General features: G+C 66.4%; 22 protein-coding genes and 2 pseudogenes. 10 read left to right on the top strand and 14 right to left on the bottom strand.

The window, feature by feature from the left end:
* The first annotated feature begins 24 nt into the window (after positions 1 to 24).
* On the top strand, positions 25 to 378 hold the full coding sequence (locus ACTXG5_RS13675) for a hypothetical protein (protein ID WP_445164140.1): 354 nt from the start codon (positions 25 to 27) through the stop codon (positions 376 to 378).
* A 25-nt stretch (positions 379 to 403) separates the two neighbouring features.
* Here the strand turns inward: ACTXG5_RS13675 and rph are convergent, their stop codons facing one another.
* The 9 genes and pseudogenes from rph to clpS form a co-directional block, all read right to left on the bottom strand.
* A complete protein-coding gene (rph, locus tag ACTXG5_RS13670; RefSeq protein WP_445164139.1) occupies positions 404 to 1183 on the bottom strand; it encodes a ribonuclease PH in 780 nt (259 codons plus the stop codon).
* Positions 1184 to 1270: 87 nt separating this feature from the next.
* The gene (locus ACTXG5_RS13665) at positions 1271 to 2056 is read right to left on the bottom strand and encodes a cyclic nucleotide-degrading phosphodiesterase (protein WP_445164138.1); all 786 of its coding nucleotides are present in this window, start codon (positions 2054 to 2056) and stop codon (positions 1271 to 1273) included.
* Between the two features lie 71 nt (positions 2057 to 2127).
* On the bottom strand, positions 2128 to 2943 hold the full coding sequence (gene murI, locus ACTXG5_RS13660) for a glutamate racemase (RefSeq protein ID WP_445164137.1): 816 nt from the start codon (positions 2941 to 2943) through the stop codon (positions 2128 to 2130).
* On the bottom strand, positions 2940 to 3605 hold the full coding sequence (locus ACTXG5_RS13655) for a rhomboid family intramembrane serine protease (RefSeq protein WP_445164136.1): 666 nt from the start codon (positions 3603 to 3605) through the stop codon (positions 2940 to 2942). The genes murI and ACTXG5_RS13655 overlap by 4 nt, the downstream gene beginning before the upstream one ends.
* Positions 3602 to 3670, bottom strand: a pseudogene (locus ACTXG5_RS13650) (hypothetical protein); the annotation flags it as partial. The pseudogene ACTXG5_RS13650 and the gene ACTXG5_RS13655, both read right to left, overlap by 4 nt.
* Positions 3671 to 3674: 4 nt before the next feature.
* Positions 3675 to 4088 (bottom strand): Mov34/MPN/PAD-1 family protein, encoded by a 414-nt coding sequence (locus tag ACTXG5_RS13645; protein WP_445164135.1) that lies wholly within the window; start codon positions 4086 to 4088, stop codon positions 3675 to 3677.
* 1 nt (position 4089) lies between these two features.
* Positions 4090 to 5136: a P1 family peptidase gene (locus tag ACTXG5_RS13640; RefSeq protein ID WP_445164134.1), complete on the bottom strand. Its 1047-nt coding sequence runs from the start codon at positions 5134 to 5136 to the stop codon at positions 4090 to 4092.
* Positions 5133 to 5726: an oxidative stress transcriptional regulator AosR gene (gene aosR / locus ACTXG5_RS13635; protein WP_445164133.1), complete on the bottom strand. Its 594-nt coding sequence runs from the start codon at positions 5724 to 5726 to the stop codon at positions 5133 to 5135. Before aosR ends, ACTXG5_RS13640 begins: the two co-directional genes overlap by 4 nt.
* 25 nt (positions 5727 to 5751) lie before the next feature.
* Positions 5752 to 6057: an ATP-dependent Clp protease adapter ClpS gene (gene clpS, locus ACTXG5_RS13630; protein ID WP_313866020.1), complete on the bottom strand. Its 306-nt coding sequence runs from the start codon at positions 6055 to 6057 to the stop codon at positions 5752 to 5754.
* A 55-nt stretch (positions 6058 to 6112) separates the two neighbouring features.
* Between clpS and ACTXG5_RS13625 the strand changes: the two genes are divergently transcribed.
* Both ACTXG5_RS13625 and ACTXG5_RS13620 read left to right on the top strand, forming a co-directional pair.
* Positions 6113 to 7420: a nicotinate phosphoribosyltransferase gene (locus tag ACTXG5_RS13625; RefSeq protein WP_445164132.1), complete on the top strand. Its 1308-nt coding sequence runs from the start codon at positions 6113 to 6115 to the stop codon at positions 7418 to 7420.
* Positions 7421 to 7446: 26 nt separating this feature from the next.
* Positions 7447 to 9465, top strand: a complete 2019-nt coding sequence (locus ACTXG5_RS13620; protein ID WP_445164131.1) for an ATP-dependent DNA helicase — start codon at positions 7447 to 7449, stop codon at positions 9463 to 9465.
* Positions 9466 to 9471: 6 nt separating this feature from the next.
* On the opposite strand, the gene glgP is transcribed toward ACTXG5_RS13620, so the two are convergent.
* The gene (glgP, locus tag ACTXG5_RS13615; RefSeq protein ID WP_445164130.1) at positions 9472 to 12081 is read right to left on the bottom strand and encodes an alpha-glucan family phosphorylase; all 2610 of its coding nucleotides are present in this window, start codon (positions 12079 to 12081) and stop codon (positions 9472 to 9474) included.
* A gap of 232 nt (positions 12082 to 12313) precedes the next feature.
* On the opposite strand from glgP, the gene ACTXG5_RS13610 reads away from it, so the two are divergent.
* Positions 12314 to 14404, top strand: a complete 2091-nt coding sequence (locus ACTXG5_RS13610; protein ID WP_445164129.1) for an alpha-1,4-glucan--maltose-1-phosphate maltosyltransferase — start codon at positions 12314 to 12316, stop codon at positions 14402 to 14404.
* Positions 14405 to 14428: 24 nt separating this feature from the next.
* A complete protein-coding gene (glgB, locus tag ACTXG5_RS13605; protein WP_445164128.1) occupies positions 14429 to 16633 on the top strand; it encodes a 1,4-alpha-glucan branching protein GlgB in 2205 nt (734 codons plus the stop codon).
* Here glgB and ACTXG5_RS13600 read toward each other — a convergent pair whose 3' ends face one another.
* Together ACTXG5_RS13600 and ACTXG5_RS13595 are read right to left on the bottom strand one after the other, a co-directional pair.
* Entirely contained in the window at positions 16634 to 17548 is a 915-nt protein-coding gene (locus tag ACTXG5_RS13600; protein ID WP_445164127.1) for a co-chaperone YbbN, read from the bottom strand. It lies immediately after the preceding gene.
* Between the two features lie 190 nt (positions 17549 to 17738).
* Entirely contained in the window at positions 17739 to 18932 is a 1194-nt protein-coding gene (locus ACTXG5_RS13595) for an acetyl-CoA C-acetyltransferase (RefSeq protein WP_445164126.1), read from the bottom strand.
* 78 nt (positions 18933 to 19010) lie between these two features.
* Between ACTXG5_RS13595 and mce the strand changes: the two genes are divergently transcribed.
* On the top strand, positions 19011 to 19478 hold the full coding sequence (mce, locus tag ACTXG5_RS13590; protein ID WP_445164125.1) for a methylmalonyl-CoA epimerase: 468 nt from the start codon (positions 19011 to 19013) through the stop codon (positions 19476 to 19478).
* Between the two features lie 13 nt (positions 19479 to 19491).
* On the opposite strand, the gene ACTXG5_RS13585 is transcribed toward mce, so the two are convergent.
* Together ACTXG5_RS13585 and nucS are read right to left on the bottom strand one after the other, a co-directional pair.
* Positions 19492 to 19800: a hypothetical protein gene (locus ACTXG5_RS13585; RefSeq protein ID WP_445164124.1), complete on the bottom strand. Its 309-nt coding sequence runs from the start codon at positions 19798 to 19800 to the stop codon at positions 19492 to 19494.
* A 23-nt stretch (positions 19801 to 19823) separates the two neighbouring features.
* Complete coding sequence (nucS, locus tag ACTXG5_RS13580; RefSeq protein WP_445164123.1) at positions 19824 to 20495, bottom strand: endonuclease NucS; 672 nt, start codon at positions 20493 to 20495, stop codon at positions 19824 to 19826.
* Between the two features lie 45 nt (positions 20496 to 20540).
* Here nucS and ACTXG5_RS13575 point away from each other — a divergent pair, with 45 nt between their 5' ends.
* The 4 genes and pseudogenes from ACTXG5_RS13575 to ACTXG5_RS13560 form a co-directional block, all read left to right on the top strand.
* Positions 20541 to 22184, top strand: a complete 1644-nt coding sequence (locus ACTXG5_RS13575; protein WP_445164122.1) for an adenylate/guanylate cyclase domain-containing protein — start codon at positions 20541 to 20543, stop codon at positions 22182 to 22184.
* Positions 22185 to 22293: 109 nt separating this feature from the next.
* Positions 22294 to 23226 carry an LLM class F420-dependent oxidoreductase gene (locus ACTXG5_RS13570; RefSeq protein ID WP_445164121.1) on the top strand — a complete coding sequence of 311 codons (933 nt, stop codon included), beginning with the start codon at positions 22294 to 22296 and terminating at the stop codon, positions 23224 to 23226.
* 224 nt (positions 23227 to 23450) lie between these two features.
* Positions 23451 to 24224 carry a PIG-L deacetylase family protein gene (locus ACTXG5_RS13565; protein ID WP_445164120.1) on the top strand — a complete coding sequence of 258 codons (774 nt, stop codon included), beginning with the start codon at positions 23451 to 23453 and terminating at the stop codon, positions 24222 to 24224.
* A 277-nt stretch (positions 24225 to 24501) separates the two neighbouring features.
* Positions 24502 to 24930, top strand: a pseudogene (locus tag ACTXG5_RS13560) (cupin domain-containing protein); the annotation flags it as partial.
* Between the last annotated feature and the right edge of the window lie 25 nt (positions 24931 to 24955).

Raw genomic sequence — 24955 nt, 5'->3', positions numbered from 1 at the left:
CGTTCTTGCGGACATGGAGTCGACATGGAGTTAAAACCTCTTCGCATGTGCGCTGCGATGCTTGGTGCTGCTGCGGCGATCGTGCTTCCTGCTGCGGTTGCCAGCGCCGATCCGCCCGACCCTCACAAGCCGGACATCACGAAGAGCTACTGCCCGGGCGGACAATGGGGGTTCGGCAGTTTGGGAGTGTGCGACGGCGAGAAGTATCCCGACGGGTCCTACTGGCACCAGTGGATGAAAACCAACAACTTCGGCGGGCCGAAGTGGTACTACGACTGCGTCGGCGACAGCGGCAACAACACCTTCCCGGCACCGCCACCGCCCGGTGGCTGCGACGGGGCAATTCCGCCCGCACCGCCAGCCCCGCCCGCACCCTAACCGCGGCTGGCGACCAGCAGCCGGGTCAGCTTCCGAACGCCCTCGATGGATTCGGCCCGTCCGGCAATACACCCGGGTACGGCAACTCCAGCGCCTCGCGCTGTGCGGCGAACAGCGTGTCGCACGCGCCGAGCGCCAGGTCGAGCAGCTTGTCCAGCGTCGAACGCGGGAACGTCGCACCCTCACCGGTGCCCTGGACCTCCACGAGTGTTCCGGTGTCGGTGGCGACGACGTTCATGTCGACCTCGGCACGCGAGTCCTCCTCGTACGGCAGATCGACCCGGACCCTGCCGTCGACCACGCCGACGCTGACCGCGGCGATCGCACATGACAGCGGCCGTGGATCCGACAGCTTGCCCGCCGCCGACAGGTAGCTCACCGCGTCGGCCAGCGCGACATAGGCACCGGTGATCGCGGCGGTGCGGGTGCCGCCGTCAGCCTGCAACACGTCGCAGTCCACGGCGATGGTGTTCTCCCCCAATGCCGCCAGGTCGATGCACGCGCGCAGCGACCGGCCGACGAGCCGGCTGATTTCCTGGGTGCGCCCGGACAGTCGGCCCTTCACCGACTCCCGGTCCGAGCGGGTGTGGGTGGCGGACGGCAGCATCGCGTACTCCGCGGTCAGCCACCCCAGACCCGACCCCTTGCGCCAGCGCGGCACCCCCTCGGTGACGCTGGCGGTGCACAGCACTTTGGTTTGACCGAATGCGATCAGTACCGAGCCCGCGGGGTTTTCGGTGAAGCCCCGGGTGATGACCACCGGGCGAAGCTCGTCGTCATTGCGACCGTCTTCTCGTTTCGACACGACGCCACCCTAGCTCTCCGGTGCGTCACAGCGGCGGCTGGTGGGGCACCCCAGCCGCGCGGCGGCGAAGGGGCCGGGTGGGTTGGATCAGACTCGTTCGGAGTGCCGAACGTCGAACGTCTCGCCGCACACCACCGCGTGCACGGGACCATCGAACTCGGCCTTGGCCTCGCTGATCACGTCCTCGCGCGAGGTCCACGGTGGGATGTGTGTCAGCAGCAGCTCACGAACCCCGGCCTGCGCGGCGACCCGGCCGGCCTCGGTACCCGACAAGTGCAGGGCGGGCGGGCGATCCGGCGCATGCGTCCAGGATGCTTCGCAGAGGAACACGTCGGCGTCGCGAGCCAGATCGATGAGCTGATCACAGACTCCGGTGTCGCCGCTGTAGACGAACGAGGCACCGCTGGGATCGGTGATCCGCAAGCCGTAGGACTCGGTGGGGTGAGCCACCACTCGCGGCGTCACGCTGAGCGCACCGATGTCGACCTTTTCGCCGTCGATCCAGTGACGGACGTCGAAGATATCCGAGCAGTCGTCTATTTCACCGCCGTAGGGTGACGACGCGGCACCCAATCGCGACCAGGTGTCGCTCGGGCCGTACAGCATCGCCTTGCCGAGGGGACGCGCCGAGGGATGGTAACGACGCCACACGAACAGGCCCGGCATATCCAGACAGTGGTCAGCATGCAGATGCGACAAGAGCACGTGTACCGAAGCCGGGTCGGCGTAGCGCTGCAAGGCGCCTAGCACACCCCCGCCGAAGTCGAGGGCCAGCGGCGGAGTGTCCGGCGCGCGAAGCAAATATCCCGACGCAGGCGAATCCGGACCCACCACGCTGCCTGAGCAGCCGAGCACGGTTATTCGCACGGACACTACTGTGCCATGCCCGGAAGCACCATGAGAAAAACATCGCCGCATTGATGTGATGAGAATCTCTCTGCGGGCTAGCCGATGGGCGAGTGATGCACCGGCCGGACACCGCTGACGGCGGGCCCCAGGAATCGCGCCGCCAATTTCGTGAACGCCTCGGGGTCGCCAGTAGCTTCGAAAACGCGGGTGGCCGGGGCCGCATCATGCGGGCGCAGCAAATCCCGTTCGGTGAGCACCCGCAGCACTTCCTTCGCGGTTTCCTCGGCGCTGGAAACCAGCGTTACATTTTCGCCCATCGCCAGCTGGATCAACCCGGACAGCAAAGGATAGTGCGTACATCCCAGCACCAACGTGTCGACCTGGGCGCGTTGCAGCGGCTCCAGATACCCCTCGGCCAGTCCCAGCACCTGACGCCCGCTCGTCACGCCGCGCTCGACGAAGTCGACGAAGCGCGGGCAGGCCACCGCGGTGATCTCGGTGTCGCGGGCGGCTGCGAACGCGTCCTGGTAGGCGTGCGAGGTGATGGTCGCCTGAGTGCCGATGACGCCGATGCGGCCGTTGCGGGTCGTGGCGACGGCGCGGCGCACCGCCGGCAGGATCACCTCGACGACGGGCACGTCGTAGCGCTCGCGGGCATCGCGCAGGCATGCGGCCGAGGCCGTATTGCAGGCGATCACCAACGCCTTCACGCCGCGGCCGACCAGATCGTCACCGATGGCCAGTGCGTGGGCGCGCACCTCGGGGATGGTGAGCGGACCATAGGGACCGTTGCCGGTGTCGCCGACGTAGACGATGTCTTCGTCCGGCAGTTGGTCGATGATCGCGCGGGCTACCGTCAGTCCCCCGACGCCGGAGTCGAAGACCCCGACGGGCGCCAGTGGAGAGCTCATGTCGTCAGGCGCGGCGCAGTGCCGGCTTTTCGCTGCGCCCGGGCCTTGCGCTCGGGAGCGGACAACAAATACGCCGCGACGACGCCGGCGAGGGCACCACACAAATGGCCCTGCCACGACACCCCGCCGCACCGACCGAGCACCGGCATCGCGCCGATCAGGACGCCACCGTAGACGAACAGCACCACCAGACCGATGACGATGTCGGTGAACCGCCGGACGAATATTCCGAACACCAGCAGAAAAGCCAACCAGCCGAAGATCAGCCCGGAGGCTCCGATGTGGTCCGTCGGCCCGCAGTTGCTGCCCCAGTTGCCGATCAGCCAGGTGCCGAAGCCGCCGAGGATCCACACGATCACGGTGGCCCACACGAATCGGGACAATCCGGCCAGCGTCATCAGAAATCCGAGCACCAGCAGCGGGATCGTGTTGGCCATCAGGTGCGGCCAATTGGCGTGCAGCACCGGTGCGAACAGGATCCCCCACAGGCCGTCGGTTTCCAGTGGCCTGATGCCGTTGGCGTCCAGGGAGTGCTGAGACAGTTGGTCGATCAGCTCGATCAGGTAGAGCAGCGCCGTAAAAGTGAGAATCGTCGCGCCGCCCACCATCCACCGCGGATGCTTGGTCGTCTGCGTCGCGGGTTGTCCGCCTTGTCCGGTCATCCCCACAACTGCCCTTCTAAAGCTTCTTCGGCATCGTCCAGGCTACCGGCATAGGCGCCGGTCGACGTGTCAGTACTGCTCGACGATATCGACGGTTTCTTCGGTGACCTCGCCGTCGACGATGCGATAGCTGCGCAGCTCGTGGCGCTCGGGGTCGCGCGTGGACACCAGCACATAGTGGGCGCCCGGTTCGGCGGCCAGCTGCACGTCGGTGCGGCTGGGGTACGCCTCGGTCGCGGTGTGTGAGTGGTAGATGACGACGGGCACCTCATCGGCGTCGTCCAGCGCTCGCCACACGATGAGCTGCTCGTGGGAGTCGAAGCGGTAGAACGTCGGCGAGCGCTCCGCATTGGCCATCGGGATGTGGCGTTCGGGGCGGTCGGTTCCCTCCGGGCCGGCCAATATCCCGCACGCTTCGTCGGGGTGGTCGCGCCGGGCGTGGGCAACCATCGCCTCCGCCAGGTCGGCGCGAATCACCAGCACGTCAACTGCCCCCTCGGCCGAATGCGCCGGGCAACATGTCGCGGTAAGTCGGTATTCCGGCGACCGACGCGGCCGCAAGCACACCGACCAGCACCGCACGGGCCAGGCAATCGGCCGCGGCGGCGCCCACCTCGGTGACCAACCGCGTCTCGGGCGACATCGCGGCGGGCGCATCAGCCGGCGGGGGCACTTCGACCGCCCCAGTGGCCAAGGCGAACACGGTGTCACCGTCCAGCGGGGTATGCGCCGGCCGGATGGTGCGGGCCAGGCCGTCCTGGGCGGCGATCGCGATGCGCCGGCAGGCCGCCGAGCTCAGCGCCGCGTCGGTCGCCACCACGGCGATCGTCGTGTTGAGCGGCTCCAGCGGAGAACGCAGCTGCGCGAGCGCGTCGATCTGGTCGGCCGGCGGCCGCGTCAGCGCGAACTCCTCGATCAAGTCCGCCATCCACGGCAGGCCGGTGGCCCGGTCCACGACTTCGCCGGCGGAGTTCACCGCGACGACCGCGCCGACGGTGACGCCGGAGGGCAGCGTCGTCGACGCCGTGCCGATACCGCCCTTGAGTACACCGGCCCTCGCCCCCACACCGGCGCCGACCGTGCCGACGGCCGTCAGTGCGCCGGCGGCCTCGCAGGCGGCGTAGCCGAATTCGGCCGTCGGCCGGCAGCCCCAGCCGCCGACCGGCAGGTCGAAGATGACCGCGCCCGGCACGATGGGCACCACGCCGCCATCCATCGCCACGCCCCGATCGTGTTCCTCCAGCCAGCGCATGACACCGTCGGCGGCGGCCAAACCGTAGGCGCTGCCGCCGGCGAGCAGTACGGCGTCGACGAACCTGACCGTGTTGGCCGGGTCCAGCAGATCGGTCTCCCGGGTGCCGGGCGCGCCGCCGCGGCAATCGACCGCAGCGACAGTCCCCGGCGGTGTCAGTACGACGGTGACGCCGCTGGCCCATCCGGCGCCCAACGACGCGTCAGGATCCAGCCGCTGGTAGTGGCCGACACGGATGCCACCGACATCGGTGAGCGAGTTCGTCCGGTCCGCCGTCAAGATGATCGGGGCCCCATCAGCACCACGACCAGGTACTCCTGCAGGACGGTGAGCCACTGGTAGACGTCGAAGTGCGTGGCCATCGGATGGTCGGTAGGCAGCCGTTCGGGCCCGTCCGGCCCGATCTCGAGCATGACCCCCAGCGCCAGCCGAATGTCGTTGACGGCCGAAACCCAGGCGTTCGCCTGGTCCTCGGTCAGCGCGAACCGTCCACCGCTCTCCGGAACTGTGTCCAATAACTGCTGTGCCGCAACACGTTTGGCATCGATGATCTCCGGCTCGTGCAGATTGCGCAGCGCGGCGTTGAGACCGGCGGGCGTCTCGGTTCCGGAGCCCGTGGTGTCCTCGTCGCCGGGCCGGAAGAAATCGGGCAGCAGCCGACGCAGCGTCGGATCCCCGGGAGGTTCCGAATTACCGGTCTTGATCCCGGTGATCTCCTCGAGTTCGTCTGGCGGCGAAGATGATTCGCGTTCGTCGAGCAAGTCGATCAACGCGTTGACCAGGTTCTTGAGCAGGTCCGCCTCATGCGAAGCCAACGATGACCGGAAACGGGGACCCTCAGCGGTCTCGACCCGCTTCCATTTGCGCACAAGATATCCCGGATACCCTCGGATCTCAGCGGTCCTGCTGCAGCGTCGCCCACAAACCGGCAGCGTGCAGCTTGGACACGTCGACTTCCATGGATTCCCGGCTACCGGCCGATACCACCGCCTTGCCCTCGTTGTGCACCTGCAACATCAGCTTGGTGGCATGCGGCTCGCTGTAGCCGAACAACTTCTGGAACACATACGTCACATAGGTCATCAAATTGACGGGGTCGTCCCACACGACTGTGACCCATGGACTGGCCGTGACGTGCACCGGAGCGGCCTCGCGTTGCCCGGTGGTGCCGGGCTTGGTGGGCGCTGACGCAACAACCATGACCTCCAGGATACCGAGAGACCGGCTGCCCGCCGCCAGCCGTTACCGTTGCGGGATGAACGCGCCGGCCTTAGCTGGGCTGTTAACCGACAAGTACGAGTTGACCATGCTGGCAGCGGCGCTGCGCGACGGCACTGCTGAGCGCCGGACCACATTCGAACTGTTCGCCCGCCGCCTTCCCGAAGGCCGGCGTTACGGCGTGGTCGCCGGGACCGGCCGTTTGCTGGAATCGTTGCCGCAGTTCAGGTTCGACGACGATGCATGCCTGTTGCTGGCGCAGTTTCTCGACCCGGACACGTTGCGTTATCTCCGCGAATTCCGATTCGGCGGCGACATCGACGGCTACGCCGAAGGCGAGCTGTATTTCCCCGGGTCTCCAGTGTTGTCGGTGCGCGGCAGCTTCGCCGAATGCGTGGTGCTCGAAACGCTGGCGCTGTCGATGTTCAACCACGACACGGCGATCGCGTCCGCGGCGGCCCGGATGGTCAGCGCGGCCGGCGAACGTCCGCTCATCGAGATGGGATCACGGCGAACCCACGAACGCGCCGCCGTCGCCGCGGCCCGTGCGGCCTATATCGCCGGCTTCGCCGCGTCGTCCAACCTGGAGGCGCAGCGGCGATACGGAGTACCTACCGAAGGCACCGCCGCGCACGCGTTCACCATGCTGCACACCGGCGAGGGCGGGCCGGACGAGTTGGCGGCGTTTCGCGCCCAGGTCGACGCGTTGGGCGTGGGCACCACGCTGCTGGTGGATACCTATGACGTGACGAGCGGCGTGGCCAATGCCGTGGCCGCGGCCGGGGCGACGCTCGGTGCGGTGCGGCTGGACTCCGGTGAGCTCGGAGTGCTGGCCCGTCAGGTGCGCCAGCAGCTCGACCAGCTGGGCGCTACCCGCACCCGCATCGTGGTGTCCGGCGATCTCGACGAGTTCTCCATCGCCGCGCTGCGTGCCGAGCCGGTGGATAGTTACGGCGTCGGCACATCGGTGGTCACCGGGTCGGGCGCCCCGACCGCGAACATGGTCTACAAACTGGTCGAAGTGGACGGCATACCGGTGCAGAAACGCAGCAGCCACAAGGAATCCCAGGGCGGCCACAAAGAGGCGCTGCGACTCTCCCGCCCGACCGGCACGATCACCGAAGAGGTTGTGCATCCGGCGGGCCGTCCACCCTCGACCACCGAACCGTTCCGGGTGCTGACCACCCCGCTGGTCCGCGGCGGCGAGGTGGTGGCCGGCACGCACCACGCGGCTCTGACCGCCGCCCGGGGACTGGTGGCGTCCGGGCTGCACAGCCTGCCGTGGGAGGGCTTGAAGTTGGCGCACGGGGACCCGGCAATTCCGACGCTGCACATACCGGCCTGATCACCGGATTCGGATAACGTCGACACGTGTCGGAGTCCGCTTCCAGGTCCGTGCCCGAGCTGCTGGCCATTGCCGTGGCCGCGCTCGGCGGCAGCGACCGCAGCGGCCAGCAGGAGATGGCCGCCGCGGTCGCGCGCGCATTCGATACCGGTGAACACCTTGCCGTGCAGGCGGGCACCGGAACCGGCAAGTCGCTGGCGTATCTGATTCCCGCGATCGTCCACGCGATCGCCGACGAGACGCCGGTCGTGGTCTCGACCGCGACGATCGCCCTGCAGCGCCAGCTTGTCGATCGCGACCTGCCGCGGTTGGCCGACGCACTCGCCGACGCGCTGCCGCATTCCCCGCAGTTCGCGTTGCTCAAGGGGCGACGGAACTACCTGTGCCTGAATAAAATTCACAACGGCTCTACCGACGAGCCGGATGCCGACGAGGGACGGCCACAAGAGGAGCTGTTCAACCCGATGGCGGCCAGCGCCCTGGGCCGCGACGTGCAACGACTCACCGCCTGGGCCTCGACGACCGATACGGGTGACCGTGATGACCTCAAACCCGGTGTGCCAGAACGATCCTGGTCACAGGTCAGCGTTTCGGCGCGGGAATGTCTCGGGGTCGCCCGCTGCCCGTTTGGCTCGGAGTGCTTTTCCGAACGCGCCCGCGGCCGCGCCGGCGTGGCCGACGTCGTCGTCACCAATCACGCCCTGCTGGCCATCGACGCCGTCTCCGAATCGACCGTGCTGCCCGAACATTCGCTGCTGGTAGTCGACGAGGCGCACGAGTTGGTCGACCGGGTGACATCGGTGGCCACCGCGGAGTTGACGTCGGCGTCCCTGGGTGTCGCCGCCCGGCGGATCACCCGCCTGGTGCATCCGGAGCTGATCCATCGCCTGGAGGCCACGACCGCCACCTTCGCCGCGGCCATCCATGACGCCACACCGGGCCGTATCGATCATCTCGACGACGAGATGGCGACCTACCTGCGGGCGCTGCGCGACGTGGCCAGCGCGGCGCGCTCCGACATCGACACCACCAGCGACGCCAAGGCGGCCGCGGCGCGCGCGGAAGCCGTTGCGGCACTGAGTGAGATCACCGACACAACGTCGCGGATCCTGGCGTCGTTCGGGCCGGCTATTCCCGATCGCACCGAAGTGGTTTGGCTGGATCACGAGGACAACCGAGGTGCACCGCGCCCCGTACTGCGAGTGGCGCCGCTGACGGTGGCCGGCCTGCTGCGCTACCACGTGTTCTCTCGGTCGACGACCGTGCTGACCTCGGCCACGCTGACGGTCGGCGGGTCCTTTGACGCGATGGCCGCGGCATGGGGTCTGACCGGACCCGACGACAGCACCGACTACCCGTCTTGGCGTGGCCTCGATGTCGGATCGCCGTTCCAGCACGCCAAGGCGGGAATCCTCTACGTGGCCGCACATTTGCCGCCGCCGGGGCGTGACGGCACCGGCTCTGCCGAGCAGTTGACCGAGATCGCCGAACTGATCACCGCCGCCGGCGGGCGCACCCTGGGGCTGTTCTCGTCGATGCGCGCCGCCCGGTCCGCGGCCGAGGCCATGCGCGAACGGCTGTCCACGCCGGTGTTGTGTCAGGGCGACGACAGCACCTCGGCGTTGGTCGAACAGTTCAGCGCCGAAGCGGAAACCTCGTTGTTCGGCACGCTGTCGTTGTGGCAGGGCGTCGACGTGCCGGGGCCGTCGCTGTCGTTGGTGCTGATCGACCGGATCCCGTTCCCGCGGCCGGACGATCCGCTGCTGGGTGCCCGGCAGCGAGCAGTGGCCGCCCGCGGCGGCAACGGTTTCATGGCCGTCGCGGCAAGCCATGCGGCGCTATTGCTGGCGCAGGGCTCGGGGCGGCTGCTGCGCCGCGTCAGCGACCGCGGAGTGGTGGCGGTACTCGACTCGCGGATGGCCACCGCCCGCTACGGCGGCTACCTGCGCGCATCGCTGCCGCCGTTCTGGCAGACCACCAACGCCGCGCAGGTCCGCAGCGCCCTCGAGCGGCTACGCGCCACGCCCGACGGCCTGTCCGCCTGACACGGGCTATCCGGCGAGAGTGACCAGGCCGAGCTCGCTGCCGGCCGCCAGCATCGGATGATGCGGCAGCACCCGGACCGTGTAACCGACCGCTCCCGCCACCGGCAGCGAGGTGGTCGTCGAGAACACCTGGCTGCCCCCTTCGGCGGTACCGGTGTACGACATTTCGACGGTGACCGGGTCCAGCAGTGCATCACCGGTGTCGACCCGGCCCACCACCGCCTGCACGGTGACCTCGTCGGGCGCGAGCCCGGCGAGCTGCACGGTCGCGGTCAGGGTGAGCTTCGAGCCGAGCACCGGAGTATCGGGCAAACCGGTGGAATCGACGTCGGTGATCTGGATCTTGGGCCACGCCTGCTCGGCGCGCCGCCGGTAGGCGGCCAGCTCGCGCGCGGCACCGAATTCGCCCTCACCAGTGTCGGCGATGGTCTTGCGCAGCGATTCGGCCGCCGGCGTGTAGTACTGCTCGACGTAGTCGCGCACCATCCGGGAAGCCAGCACCTTGGGGCCGAGCGTTTGGACGGTGTGCCGCACCATTTCGATCCAGCGCGGCGGCACCCCGTGTTCGTCGCGCTCATAGAACTTCGGCGCCACCGCTCGCTCCAGCAAGTCGTAGAGGGCGCTGGACTCCAGCTCGTCGCGCCGCTCCTCGTGGCTCACCCCGTCGGCCGACGGTATCTCCCAACCGTTTTCGCCGTCGTACCACTCGTCCCACCAACCGTCGCGAATGGACAGGTTCAATCCGCCGTTGAGCGCGCTCTTCATTCCCGAAGTGCCGCAGGCCTCCAACGGCCGCAGCGGGTTGTTGAGCCAGACGTCGCAGCCCCAATACAGCAACCGGGCCATGGACATGTCGTAGTCGGGCAGGAAGGCGATGCGGTGGCGCACCTCGGGCCGGTCGGCGAAGCGCACCACTTGCTGGATCAGGGCTTTGCCCCCGTCGTCGGCCGGGTGTGATTTACCGGCGACGATCAACTGGATCGGCCGCTCTTCGTTCAGCAGCAGTTGTTCCAGGCGGTCGGGGTCGCTGAGCATCAGCGTCAACCGCTTGTAGGTGGGCACCCGACGGGCGAACCCGATGGTGAGCACTTCTGGATCGAAAGCAGTTGCAATCCAACCTAATTCAGCGTCAGACGCGCCGCGCTCCAGCCACGAACGGCGCAGCCGCCGCCGGACGTCGTCGACGAGGAGTGATCGCAGTTGTGAGCGGATCCACCACAGGTGGCCCGTGTCGACTTCCCGCAGTCGCAGCCACACGCCCGGATCGCTGAACGAGTCCGAACCGGCTAGCTCATGGCCCAGCTGCAACCATTGCGGCGCCGCCCAGGTGCGGGCGTGCACGCCGTTGGTGATCGACCCGATCGGCACCTCGGCGCGGTCGAATCCCGGCCAGAGCTCGTTGAACATGGCCCGGCTCACTCGGCCGTGAAGTAGCGAGACGCCGTTGGCCCGTTGCGCAAGCCGCATCCCCATATGCGCCATATTGAACTTGGTCACATCGTCCTCGGCGCCGAGCGCGATCACCCGATTGATCGGCACACCCGGCAGCAACGCGGGCGCCCGGTCGTCGAGATCCTCGTCCAGGTGGTCGTCGAAGTAGAGCCGCACCATCTCGACCGGGAAGCGGTCGATACCGGCAGGCACCGGCGTGTGGGTGGTGAAGACAGTGCTGGACCGCACCACCGTGAGGGCAGTGTCGAAGTCCAATCCGGAATTGGTAATCAGTTCGCGAATGCGTTCCACGCCGAGGAACCCCGCGTGCCCCTCGTTCATGTGGAATACCTCGGGGGCGGGCAGGCCTTCGATAGCGGTGAACGCGCGGATCGCTCGCACCCCACCGATGCCGGCCAGGATCTCCTGTCGCATCCGGTGTTCCTGGTCGCCGCCGTACAGGCGGTCGGTCACGCTGCGCAGATCGTGCTCATTCTCGGGAACGTCGGAATCGAGCAGCAGCAGCGGAACCCGACCCACCTGCGCCACCCATACCCGCGCGGACAGGCGCGCGGCGTCGGGCAACGTCAGTTCCACCAGCGCGGGATCACCGGCGGCATCGGTGAGCAACCGCAGCGGGAGCCCCTGCGGATCCAGCGACGGATAGGTCTCGTTTTGCCAGCCTTCCGCGGTCAGCGACTGCCGGAAATACCCGGAGCGGTAGTAGAGCCCCACGGCGATCAGCGGTACGCCCAGATCGGACGCGGACTTGAGGTGATCGCCGGCGAGGATGCCCAGGCCGCCCGAGTAATTGGGCAGCACCTCGGCAACCCCGAACTCCATCGAGAAGTAGGCAATACCGGTCGGCGTCGCGACCCCGGCCTCCTGCTGTTGCTGATACCACAGCGGACGGTTCAGGTAGTCGTTCAAGTTGGCGGACAGCTCGTCGAGCCAGCGCAGGAACCCTTCGTCGAGCGCTAACTCGTCGAGACGAGCCGGGTTGACGGCGCCCAGCAGGGCCACGGGATCGTTGCCACAATTCGTCCACAGCGTTGGATCAATGCTCGCGAATAAGTCTTGCGTCGCCTTGTCCCAGGACCACCGCAGATTGATCGACAGCTGTTCCAGTGCGGCGAGCCGCTCGGGCAGATGGGCACGGACGGTAAAGCGACGGAGGGCTTTCACACGTGACTACCTTACTGAGGATCGCCAGGTTTGCAGGTCCAGTGTCGACCGTTCGCCGTCGAGCGTGTGTGACCGGACACTAGGGTGGGTACGGGTAGTTATTGGGGCCGCAAAGACGCTTCCCCGGTACAGGAAATTCCCCACGAGGCGAAGCTTCTTCAGATGACAGGCGTTCCGCGGCGCGGCACAATCCGCGGTTTGCCCGCTGACAATCGGACGGAACGGAGTGGTGGTGCCCGGTCGTGTCGAGATCGATAACGTGCAGCCCGTCGTTTCCTGCGGCGCGTACCCCGCCAAAGCGGTGGTCGGAGAGACGATCCCAGTCAGCGCCGCAGTGTGGCGAGAAGGCCACGAGGCTGTTGCGGCGACCCTGGTAGTGCGTTATCTGGGACCGCGCTATCCGCAGGTCACAGAGATGCGTCGAGTCACAGCGGTCCAGACGCCCGAACGGGTGGCGTCCACGCTCGACGGCAAGCCTGCCGAGCGGGTCAAACCGCTGCAGCTGCCGATGACGATGGGCCTGGAGCCTTACGTCTTCCACGGCCAGTTCACGCCCGACCGGGTCGGGCTGTGGACCTACCGCGTGGACGGTTGGGGTGACCCGATTCACACCTGGCGGCACGGGCTGGTTGCCAAGCTGGACGCCGGCCAAGGCGAAAAAGAGCTGTCCAACGATCTGCTGATCGGCGCTGCGTTGTTCGAGCGCGCCGCGACCGGGGTGCCGCGCGCAGGTCGCGATCCGCTGCTGACTGCCGCCGCGGCGTTGCGTGCGCCCGGCGATCCGGTGACGCGCACCGCGCTGGCGCTGGCTCCCGAGATCGAGGAGATCTTGGACGCCTATCCGCTGCGGGACATCGTCACCCGCGGCGAGCAGTACGGGGTCTGGGTGGATCGGCCACTGGCCCGGTTCGGCTCGTGGTACGAGATGTTTCCGCGTTCGACCGGCGGCTGGGACGCCGACGGGAACCTCGTGCACGGCACCTTCGCCACCGCAGCCGCTGATCTTCCGCGAATCGCCGACATGGGGTTCGACGTCGTGTACCTGCCGCCGATCCATCCGATCGGCAAGGTACACCGCAAGGGGCGCAACAACTCTCCTACCGCGGCTCCCGGGGATGTGGGCTCTCCCTGGGCCATTGGGAGTGACGAGGGTGGCCACGATGCGATTCATCCGAACCTGGGCACCATCGACGACTTTGACGACTTCGTTGCCGCGGCACGCGATCTGGGCATGGAAGTCTCCTTGGACCTGGCACTGCAGTGCGCCCCGGATCACCCCTGGGCGCGTGAGCACCGACAGTGGTTCACCGAGTTGCCGGACGGCACCATCGCCTACGCGGAGAATCCGCCGAAGAAATACCAGGACATCTATCCGCTCAACTTCGACAACGATCCCGCGGGCCTCTACGACGAGGTGTTGCGCGTGGTCCGGCATTGGATTGACCACGGCATCAAGTTCTTTCGGGTCGACAACCCGCACACCAAGCCGCCCGACTTCTGGGCGTGGTTGATCGGTCAGGTCAAAGACATCGATCCCGACGTGCTGTTCCTGTCCGAAGCGTTCACCCCGCCGGCCCGCCAGTACGGGCTGGCCAAACTGGGCTTCACCCAGTCATACAGCTACTTCACCTGGCGGATAGCCAAGTGGGAACTCACCGAATTCGGCAACGACATCGCCGCGCTCGCCGACTTCCGACGCCCGAACCTGTTCGTGAACACCCCCGATATCCTGCACGCGATACTGCAGCACAACGGCCCCGGCATGTTCGCCATTCGCGCGGCGCTGGCGGCGACGCTGAGTCCGGCCTGGGGTGTCTACTCGGGCTACGAGCTCTTCGAGCACCGCGCGGTACGCGAGGGCAGCGAGGAATATCTCGACTCGGAGAAGTACGAATTACGGCCCCGCGACTATGCGGCGGCACTCGCCGAAGGAAGATCGCTCGAACCGTTGCTCAAACAGCTCAACGCAATTCGCCGGGTGCATCCCGCTCTGCAGCAACTACGCACCATCCACTTTCACGGCATCGACAACGATGCGTTACTGGCCTTCAGCAAGTTCGATCCGGCCACCGGGGACTGTGTCTTGGTGGTGGTGACGCTCAACGCATTCGGGCCGGAGGAAGCCACCCTGTGGTTAGACATGGCGGCATTGGGTATGGAGCCCTATGAGCGATTTTGGGTGCGCGATGAGATAACCGGCCAGGAATTCCAGTGGGGGCAGTCAAATTACGTTCGCATCGATCCTGGGCAGGCAGTCGCCCACATCATCAACATGCCACTCATCCCGCAGGAGTCTCGAGACACATTGCTGCGCAGGAGGTAACAGGTCCCGAAAGGGGATAACCGCATGAGCCGAACCGAGAGCCGCACCGATCAACTCGCCAGGACGCACCTGGCGCCTGATCCGGGCGACTTGGCCCGCCTGGTGGCCGGCACACACCACAACCCGCACAGCATCCTGGGCGCTCACGAGTACGGCGACCACACAGTCATCCGGGCCTTCCGTCCGCATGCGGAGGAAGTCGTCGCCGTCGTCGGTGACGACGAGTTCGCGCTGCAACACCTCGAATCCGGTTTGTTCGCCGTCGCGTTGCCGTTCACGAACCTCATCGACTACCGGCTGAGCGTGAACTATGGCTCCGGCGCGCACGTCACCGCCGATGCCTACCGCTTCCTGCCCACCCTGGGCGAGGTCGACCTTCACCTGTTCTCCGAGGGTCGCCACGAGCGACTCTGGGAGGTCCTTGGGGCCCATCCCCGCACATTCACCACCGCCGACGGCGACGTCGCCGGCGTGTCGTTCGCCGTGTGGGCGCCAAACGCCAAGGGCATCAGCTTGATCGGCGAGTTCAACGGCTGGACCGGCAATGAGTCTCCGATGCGAGCGCTGGGCTCCACCGGGGTATGGGAGTTGTTCTGGCCCGGGTTCCCGGACGACGGCCTGTACAAGTTTCGCGTGCACGGGGCGGACGGCGTCGTCACCGAGCGGGCCGACCCGTTCGCGTTTGCCACCGAAGTACCTCCCCACACCGCGTCGCGGGTGACGACGAGCAACTACACCTGGGCCGACGAGGATTGGCTGACCCAGCGCGCGCAGCGCAATCCGGTGTTCGAGCCGATGAGCACCTACGAGGTGCATCTTGGCTCGTGGCGACCCGGGCTCACGTATCGCCAGCTTGCCGAGGACCTGACGAATTATGTTGTCGAACATGGGTTTACCCATGTAGAGCTGCTGCCGGTCGCCGAGCATCCGTTCGCCGGATCCTGGGGATATCAGGTCACCTCCTACTACGCGCCGACGTCGCGATTCGGCACGCCCGATGATTTTCGGGCGCTCGTCGACGCACTACATCAGGCCGGCATCGGCGTCATCGTGGACTGGGTCCCCGCGCACTTCCCCAAGGATGCGTGGGCGCTGGGCCGCTTTGACGGCACTCCGCTCTTCGAGCATTCCGACCCCAAGCGGGGCGAGCAACTCGACTGGGGTACTTACGTTTTCGACTTCGGCCGCCGCGAGGTGCGTAACTTCCTCGTCGCGAACGCGTTGTACTGGCTCGAGGAGTATCACATCGACGGGCTGCGGGTGGATGCGGTGGCGTCGATGCTCTACCTGGACTACTCGCGCCCCGCGGACGGCTGGACACCCAACATCTACGGCGGACGAGAAAACCTCGAAGCAGTCCAGTTCCTGCAGGAGTTGAACGCCACGGCACACAAAGCCGCGCCGGGCATCGTCACGATCGCCGAGGAATCGACGTCGTGGCCGGGTGTGACGCGACCGACCAACCTTGGCGGCCTGGGCTTTTCGATGAAGTGGAACATGGGCTGGATGCATGACACGCTCGACTACATCGGCCGCGACCCGATCTACCGCAACTACCACCACCATGAGATGACGTTCTCGTTGCTGTATGCGTTCAGCGAGAACTTCGTGCTCCCGCTCAGCCACGACGAGGTGGTGCACGGCAAGGGCACGCTGTGGAGCAGGATGCCGGGCAACAATCACGTCAAAGCCGCCGGGCTGCGCAGCCTGCTCGCCTATCAATGGGCCCACCCCGGTAAGCAATTGTTGTTCATGGGACAGGAATTCGGGCAGCGCGCCGAGTGGTCCGAGCAGCATGGTTTGGATTGGTGGCAGCTCGACGAGCAAGGCTTTTCCAACGGGGTGCTGCGTTTCGTGCGCGACCTCAATGCCATCTACCGTGGCCATCCGGCGCTGTGGAGCCAGGACACCACCCCCGACGGCTATTCGTGGATCGATGCCAACGATTCCGCCAACAACGTGTTGAGCTTCCTGCGTTATGGCAAGGATGGCTCGGTCATGGCCTGCGTGTTCAATTTCGCGGGATCGGAGCACAGCGGATACCGCCTGGGTCTGCCCGCCGCGGGGCGCTGGCGCGAGGTACTCAACACCGACGCGACGGATTACCACGGCTCCGGAATCGGCAACCTCGGCGGCGTCGACGCCACCGAGGACCCGTGGCATGGCCGGCCGGCATCGGCGCTGCTGGTGTTGCCACCCACGTCAGCCTTGTGGCTGGAACCGGAGTAGTCAGTAGAGCGCGTTGGCGAGGTTTCGCCGACCGAGCACGACCTCGGGGTCGGCAGGATCGAAGAGTTCGAACAACTCGATCAACCGGGTTCGCACTTGGATGCGTTCGTCTCCGGATGTGCTGCGCACCAACGTGGTCAAGCGCTCGAACGCCGCCGTCACATCCTGGCTGAGGATTTGCACATCGGCTGCCGCGAAGGCCGCTTCGATGTCCCCCGGAGCGGCATCCGCGACGGCCACGGCATCGGGACGTTGTGCGGTTGCGCGCGTGAGGAAGTCGATCTGGCGGATTGCGGCCTTCGCCTCGACGCTGTCCGGGTTGGCATTCAGCAACGCCTGATAGGACTGTTTGGCCGCCTCGAAGTCACCGGCTTCCAGCTGCTCGCGGGCTTGTGTCAACTCCGGATCGACTTCCGCCGCGTCCTCGGAGTCGGTTGAGCCCTTTAACTTTCCGGCCGTCGACGACAGCAGTTGGTCCAACCAGCGGCGCAACTGATCGGCAGGTTGTATGCCTTGGAAGCTGGACAGCGGCTGACCGGCGGCCAAGGCGACGACCGTGGGGACCGCCTCGACACCGAAGATCTGGGCCACCCTGGGTGCCACATCGACATTCACCGTCGCCAGCGACCATATTCCGTCGTCCTCGACGGCCAGGCCGGCGAGAGTGTCGACTAATTCGACGCAGGCGTCGCTGCGCGGCGACCACAAGACGACCACGACGGGCACTTCGTCGGAGCGGACGAGCACTTCGGCTTCGAAATTGGCCTCGGTGACCTCTGTGGTACCCGGCCCCGCGGGCGTTGACGGGCCCGGGGCGCCAGCGGCCGGAGCGCTCTGCTGAGCCCGCTGCTTGAGAGCGGACAGGTCGACCGCACCGGCCAGCGCGGGCCCGATCGAGGATCTCGGACGCGTCACGCCGTCAAGTCTGTCATGCGCGCCGACTAGCGATCCACTCGGTGGCGCGGGTGTTCCGGCACGGGCAAAACCGGCCGAAAATCGGCGCTGCGAGGGCTCCGGGCCAGCTCATATGACCAAAATCACAACGATCCCCGAACGTCGCGTTCCAGCAACGTCGCAACGACGAGCGTCGGGATCGCCTCGGAAGTTAGCCGGCCCGCAGAATCAGCGCGTCGCCCTGGCCGCCGGCTCCGCACAGCGCGGCGACGCCGTAACCCGAGCCGCGCCGCGCCAGTTCCAGGGCCACGTGCAGCGCGATCCGGGCGCCTGACATGCCAATGGGATGTCCCACCGCGATCGCGCCGCCGTTGACGTTGACGATCTCGGGGTCCAAGCCGAGTTCGCGGGTGGAGGCCAGCGCTACCGCCGCGAACGCCTCGTTGATCTCCACCACGTCGAGCTGGTCAACCGAGATGCCCTCACGGCCAAGTGCCTTCTTGATCGCGTTGGCCGGCTGCGACTGCAGCGTCGAATCGGGCCCCGCCACGACGCCGTGAGCACCGATCTCGACAAGCCACGACAGCCCTAGCTCCTGCGCCTTGTCCTTGTTCATCACCACGACCGCGGCCGCGCCGTCGGAGATCTGGGACGCCGAGCCCGCGGTGATGGTGCCATCGCTGCGGAAGGCCGGCTTGAGACCGGCCAACGACTCGGCGGTGGTGTTTGCCCGAATCCCCTCATCCTCGGTGAACTGCAGCGGATCACCCTTGCGCTGCGGGATGTTCACCGGCACCACTTCGTCGGTGAAGACGCCGTCCTTCCACGCTGCGGCCGCCTTTTGATGGGACTGGGCAGCGAACTCGTCCTGCTCGACGCGGGTGAACTTGTCGACGTCGTTGCGCTGCTCGGTGAGCGCGCCCATCGGCTGGTCGGTGAACACGTCGTGCAGGCCGTCGTAGGCCATGTGATCGAGCACCGTCACGTCGCCGTACTTGTAGCCGGCACGGCTGTCCATCAGCAAATGCGGTGCCTTCGTCATGGACTCTTGACCACCGGCCACCACGACGTCGAACTCCCCGGCGCGAATCAGCTGGTCAGCGAGCGCGATGGCGTCAATACCGGACAGGCACATCTTGTTGATGGTCAGCGCCGGAACGTCCCATCCGATGCCGGCCGCTACCGCTGCCTGGCGGGCGGGCATCTGGCCGGCCCCGGCGGTCAGCACCTGGCCCATGATCACGTATTCGACCAGATCGGCCGCCACATCGCTATTTGGGAAGGCCTTCTCCAGCGCCCCGGCGATCGCGATGGCACCCAGATCGCTGGCCGAAAAATCCTTCAGCGAACCCATCAGCTTGCCGATCGGGGTCCGCGCCCCAGCAACGATCACCGACGTCGTCATGACAACCTCCTAGCCATTCGCGGGCGGCCGATTTGGCCTCCCCGAGAAGCGCAATCTTTGCCGTCAGGTTACCTTTATGTGATGACGACCGATCAAGTTGACGCCCGTCAGATCCTGGCCACCTCGTTGGTGACGGCGATCGATCACGTCGGCATCGCAGTCGCCGACCTCGACGCAGCCATCGCCTGGTACCACGACACCCTCGGCATGATCCTGGTGCATGAGGAAGTCAACGAGGACCAGGGAATCCGCGAAGCGATGATCGCCGTGCCCGGTGGTCTGGCCGGCACCGCGCAGATCCAGTTGATGGCGCCGATCGACGACTCCTCGACGATCGCGAAGTTCCTGGACAAGCGCGGACCGGGCATCCAGCAGATGGCCGTCCGGGTCAGCGACCTCGACGCCCTCTGCGAGCGGCTGCTCGAGCAGGGCGTGCGGCTGGTCTACGAGGCGCCGCGCCGCGGCACAGCGAACTCGCGGATCAACTTCATCCACCCCAAGGATGCCGGCGGCGTACTGATCGAGTTGGTCGAGCAGGCTTCCTAGCCGCGCACTAAGTTCACGACCACCTTCGGGTCGGGCTGCGGTTCGCCCGATTGGTCCAGCATGGGGTGTGCCAATGCCGACGGTCCTCTTCTCTTGTTTGCAGCGCGCCGCCGGCTGAGTCCGCCGGCCATACCACTAGATGCGCAGTGCCGGAACGGATTTCGTGATCGCAGCCGGGGCAGCGGTAGGTCTTGGCGGCGCGCGCTGCCGCGACCGGGCGCACTTCGTACTCGTGGCCGTCGGGCCCGGTTTCTACCCGATTCAAGACCGCCGGCAGCGGGGGTAGCTGTTGCCGGCGGGGCGGTGTGCGGCGCCGAGCCATGCCAGCAAGTCTAATCGGGCAAGTCAGAACAGCCGGTACTCGTCGCTGTCCATTCCTCGCATCCTGTCGTAATCCAGTGTGAGGCAACGAATGCCACGGTCGGTGGCTAAAGTGCGTGCCTGAGGTTTAATCTGCTGCGCCGCGAATACTCCCTTGACTGGGGCGAGCACGCTGTCGCGATTCAGCAGTTCGAGGTAGCGGGTGAGTTGCTCCACGCCGTCGATCTCGCCACGCCGCTTGATTTCCACCGCGACCGAGCCGCCGAGTTCATCCCGGCACAGCAGATCGACGGGGCCGATCGCGGTCATGTACTCGCGGCGGACCAACGTGAAACCCTCGCCCAGCAACTGAACGTGTTCAGCGAGCAATGCCTGAAGGTGCGCCTCGACCCCGTCCTTGACCAACCCGGGGTCGATGCCCAGATCGTGACTGGAGTCGTGTTCGATCTCCTCGACGCTGATGCGCAGCTGCTCGCCCGCTTTGTTCTCGACCACCCACACCGGCGTTTCGCCGCTGAGCTCTTCGGTCAACCAGCAGGGCGGACTCATCCAGTTCAACGGCTTGTAGGCGCGGTCGTCGGCGTGCACACTGACCGATCCGTCGGCTTTGAACAGGAGCAATCTGCGCGCCGAGGGCAAATGCGCGGTGAGCCGGCCGATGTAATCCACGGTGCACTGGGCGATCACTAGACGCACCCGACTCACCTTAGAGCGTGACCGACAAATTAGGCTGACGCCACCATGTCGGCCAAAAAGAGGACGTCGGCCAACAAGACCTTGGCGCAACGGTTGGGCCGGGTGCTTGAGGCGGTGACTCGTCAGAGCGGCCGGTTGGACGAGACGCCGGCCTATGGATCCCTGCTGCTTGGCCGGCTGTCCGAGAGCCAGGCCCGACGCCGGGTACGCATCCAGATCATCCTGACCGTCTTCATCCTCGGCACGAATCTGATCGGGCTCGGCGTGGCCGTGCTGCTGCTGGCCGTCGCGTTACCGTCGCCCAGCATTTTCACCGACGCGCCGCGGTGGATCACCTTCGCCGTCGCTCCCGGATACATCGCCGTCGCGCTGGCTCTCGGGACCTACTGGATTACCCACCGGACAATGACCGCCCTGCGGTGGGCGATCGAATCGCGCAAGCCCACGCTCGACGACGAACGCAACACCTTCCTGGTCCCGTTCTGGCTGGCGATCGGGGTGCTGATCCTGTGGGGAATCGGGACGGCATTGTTGACCACGCTCTACGGGCTGGTCAACAAGCTGTTCATCCCGATCGTGGGTTTCTCGGTGAGCATCTGCGGGGTTCTGGTGGCCACCGCGTGCTACCTGTTCACCGAGTTCGGGTTGCGACCGGTGGCCGCCCAGGCCCTCGAGGCCGGACGGGCCCCCCAGCGGCTGGCGCCGGGCATCATGGGCCGAACCCTGACGGTCTGGTTCCTTGGCTCCGGTGTCCCGGTGCTCGGCATCGCACTGATCGCATTCTTCGCCCTGGCGCTGGGAAATCTGAGCGAGACCCAACTGAGTGTGGCGGTGCTGATCGTGTCGAGCGCGGCGCTGATCTTCGGCTTCGTTTTGATGTGGATCCTGTCCTGGCTGACGGCGACACCCGTTCGGGTGGTCCGTGCGGCACTCAAGCGCGTCGAGCAGGGCGATCTGCAGGGCAATCTGGTGGTCTTCGACGGCACCGAGCTCGGCGAGCTGCAGCGTGGTTTCAACTCCATGGTCGACGGCCTGCGTGAGCGCGAGCGGGTGCGCGATCTGTTCGGCCGGCACGTCGGGCGTGAAGTCGCCCTGGCCGCCGAACGTGAACGCCCGAAACTGGGCGGGGAAGAACGCCATGTCGCGGTCGTGTTCATCGACATCGTCGGCTCCACGCAATTGGTAACGAGCCGACCTCCGGCCGAAGTCGTTGCGTTCCTCAACCGGTTTTTCACGATCGTCGTCGAAGAGGTGGACCGTCACCGCGGGCTGGTCAACAAGTTCGAAGGCGACGCATCGCTGGCCATCTTCGGCGCCCCGAATCGCCTCGACTGTCCCGAAGACGAGGCGCTGGCCGCGGCGCGCGCCATCTGCGAACGGCTGACCGGCGAAATGTCCGAGCTCGAGGCCGGCGTCGGTGTGGCGGCCGGGCAGGTCGTCGCCGGCAACGTCGGCGCCAAAGAACGGTTCGAATACACCGTGATCGGTGAACCCGTCAACGAGGCGGCCCGGCTGTGCGAGCTCGCCAAGTCGCACCCGGGCAGATTGTTGGCGACCGCGGATACCGTGCAGGGCGCGAGCGAAAATGAGCGTGCGCGTTGGTCTTTGGGCGAAACCGTGACACTGCGCGGGCACGAGCACCCCACCCGGCTGGCCTCACCCACGTGCGCCCCTGCGCCCGGTCACTAATGGCGCGTCACGCCGAACCGCGCCTTTGCCTCACCGTGTCAATCGCTTTGACCGACACCCGGGGCCACAGTTTTTTGCCAGCTACGACAGATAAGAAAGACAGGTGCCCATGGAATTCCGTGTATTCGTCGAGCCACAACAAGGCGCCAGCTACGCCGACCAGCTCGCCGTTGCCCAAACCGCCGAACAGCTCGGCTTTGTGGCTTTCTTTCGATCCGACCATTACCTGGCGATGAGCGGCGACGGCCTGCCCGGGCCGACCGATTCGTGGGTAACGCTCGGCGCAATCGCCCGGGAAACGTCGAGTATCCGCCTTGGCACGCTGGTGACCTCCGCAACCTTCCGCTACCCGGGTCCGTTGGCTATCGCGGTAGCACAGGTCGACGAAATGAGCGGAGGGCGGGTCGAATTGGGCCTCGGCAGCGGCTGGTTCGAGAAAGAGCACCAGGCATACGGGATTCCGTTCCCCCAGGTGCGGGAGCGGTTCGACCGGCTTAGTGAACAGCTTGCCATCATCACGGGGTTGTGGACTACAAAGCCGGGTGAGACATTCGACTACGCCGGCAAGCACTACACAGTCGCCGGCTCACCGGCGCTTCCCAAACCGGTGCAAAGCCCGCATCCACCGATCGTGATCGGGGGCGTCGGCGCCAACCGCACTCCGGCACTGGCCGCCGCGTATGCGGCCGAATTCAATCTCCCGTTCGTGCCGATCGACGTCGCCAAAGCCCAGTGCGAGCGGGTAGCCGAGGCGGTTGCCACGGCGGGCAGACCGGCCGACTCCATCGTTTACTCGAGCGCGTTCGTGATCTGCGCCGGCCGCGATGATGGCGAAGTGGCCCGCCGCGCCAATGTGATCGGCCGGGACGTGGACGAACTGCGCTCCAACAGCCCGTTGGTCGGCACGCCCGCCGAGATCGTCGACAAGTTGGGTCACTGGGCGGAGATCGGCGTGCAGCGTGCGTACACCCAGCTGCTCGATCTGTCCGATCTGGCGCACCTGGAGCTGTTCGCCGGCGAGGTCATGCCACAGCTGCGTTGACGCTCGCAGGCGACAAGCTACCTGTTCGACAAACTTGAGGGTCGCAGGCTGATGTTGTCGGTGGGCGTGGCCTCGTTACGCTTTAGCCGGCGAAAGTGAAGGTGCCCGTTGGTCTTTAGGTGATACGGTGACACTTCGCGGGCAAACCACCCCACCCCGGCTTGTCGCGCCCACGGACGCCAGTGCGTCCGGCGGGTAGCCGGGGTCGCCACCTAGTAGGTTCCATGGCCACCCTGGTCGCCTTTCATGCCCACCCCGACGACGAGGTGATCCTCACCGGCGGCACGCTCGCCGGTGCGGTGGCAGCGGGGCACCGGGTAGTCCTCGTCACCGCGACCGACGGACGCATGGACGATGAACCCGAGATTCGGATGGATGAATTGCTTTCGAGTGCAGGCATTCTCGGCGTGCACCGGGTGGAGTGCCTTGACTACGCCGACAGCGGCTACGGGCCCATCTTCTACCCGGATCCACCCGGCCGGGTCAGGTTCGCGCGAGCCGACATCGAAACGGCCGCCCAACGGCTGGCCGACATACTTCGCGACGAGGACGCGCAGCTACTACTGAGCTATCAGCGCAACGGCGGGTACGGTCACCGGGATCATGTGCAGGTTCATCATGTCGGCAAGCGTGCCGCCGAGTTGGCCGCGACCCCGCGGGTGCTCGAAGTGACGATGCCACGCGAATTGTTGCGCCGTGTCAGCGATCTCTGTCGCCGGCTGCGGCTTCCGGCACCCTACGATTCCGACACGGTGCGCACCGCATACGCCCCACGGGCAACCATCACCCACCGGATCGACGTCCGGCGGTTCGCCCGGCAGAAGCGAGACGCGTTCGCCGCCCATCGCTCGCAGATCGGCGGGGGGCTCAACGCGCGTTTGTTCAGGCTGCTGATGCTATTGCCGCCTCAGGTGTTCGGGCTGCTGTTGAGCCACGAATGGTTCGTCGATCCGGCGGCTCCGCAGGGCACCGTCCGCCGCGCCATCTTCGACGACTAGCAGAAGCTTGATCTAGTCGCGTCCCGCCTCGACGATCTTGTCCGCCACAGTGATCGGCTTGGTGAAGATCGCCTCGCGACTGCCCGGCATCTGAACCAGTCGGAAGGTACCCAGACGGCTGGACATTCGCGGATGCCAACCCGCCTTCGGGCCGTCCATGCGTGAATCGGCAAGTAGGCTGCGCAGGGTGGGTAGGCGGTTTGCGTTGGCCCACATAACGTTTAGACGTGACAAGCCCGGAGGTTGCCGCCCTTACCGACCCGGCACGCCGATCGTCGTGACTGAATTGCCCGACTGGGCTCGTCGGTTGCAGCTGTCCCCCCACCCAGAGGGCGGCTGGTTCCGAGAAACATGGCGCAGCAACCTGACGATCGGCCAATCAGCACTGCCCGCCGAGTACGCTGGCCCACGTAGTGTCGGCACGGCGATTCTATTCCTTTTGATGCCGGGCCAACAGTCCGCCTGGCACGCGGTCCGCAGCGCCGAGTTGTGGTTCTTCCATCGCGGCGGTCCACTAATGCTGGAGATGGGGCGCCAACGGTCCACTACGACAACGTATGTGATTGGCGCCGATGTCAATGGTGCGCAGCACCCGCAACTGGTCGTTCCGCCCGGTTATTGGCAACGCGCCCGACCTCGCGACGACGAACCCGCCCTGGTCAGCTGCGTGGTGGCACCCGGCTTCGACTTCGCCGACTTTGCAATCCACACAAACCTGTCGACCGACGACG

The sequence above is a fragment of the Mycobacterium sp. Dal123C01 genome, from assembly GCF_052566995.1.
Note: the sequence above shows the minus strand (reverse complement) of the source record. Positions and strands in the feature narration are given on the sequence as shown.

Excerpts from the sequence above, each read along its gene's own strand:
- ACTXG5_RS13675 (WP_445164140.1), top strand. The coding sequence starts at position 25 with ATGGAGTTAAAACCTCTTCGCATGTGCGCTGCGATGCTTGGTGCTGCT.
- murI (WP_445164137.1), bottom strand. The coding sequence starts at position 2,943 with ATGAGCTCTCCACTGGCGCCCGTCGGGGTCTTCGACTCCGGCGTCGGG.
- ACTXG5_RS13655 (WP_445164136.1), bottom strand. The coding sequence starts at position 3,605 with ATGACCGGACAAGGCGGACAACCCGCGACGCAGACGACCAAGCATCCG.
- clpS (WP_313866020.1), bottom strand. The coding sequence starts at position 6,057 with ATGGTTGTTGCGTCAGCGCCCACCAAGCCCGGCACCACCGGGCAACGC.
- ACTXG5_RS13625 (WP_445164132.1), top strand. The coding sequence starts at position 6,113 with ATGAACGCGCCGGCCTTAGCTGGGCTGTTAACCGACAAGTACGAGTTG.
- glgB (WP_445164128.1), top strand. The coding sequence starts at position 14,429 with ATGAGCCGAACCGAGAGCCGCACCGATCAACTCGCCAGGACGCACCTG.
- ACTXG5_RS13595 (WP_445164126.1), bottom strand. The coding sequence starts at position 18,932 with ATGACGACGTCGGTGATCGTTGCTGGGGCGCGGACCCCGATCGGCAAG.
- ACTXG5_RS13585 (WP_445164124.1), bottom strand. The coding sequence starts at position 19,800 with ATGGCTCGGCGCCGCACACCGCCCCGCCGGCAACAGCTACCCCCGCTG.
- ACTXG5_RS13575 (WP_445164122.1), top strand. The coding sequence starts at position 20,541 with ATGTCGGCCAAAAAGAGGACGTCGGCCAACAAGACCTTGGCGCAACGG.
- ACTXG5_RS13570 (WP_445164121.1), top strand. The coding sequence starts at position 22,294 with ATGGAATTCCGTGTATTCGTCGAGCCACAACAAGGCGCCAGCTACGCC.
- ACTXG5_RS13565 (WP_445164120.1), top strand. The coding sequence starts at position 23,451 with ATGGCCACCCTGGTCGCCTTTCATGCCCACCCCGACGACGAGGTGATC.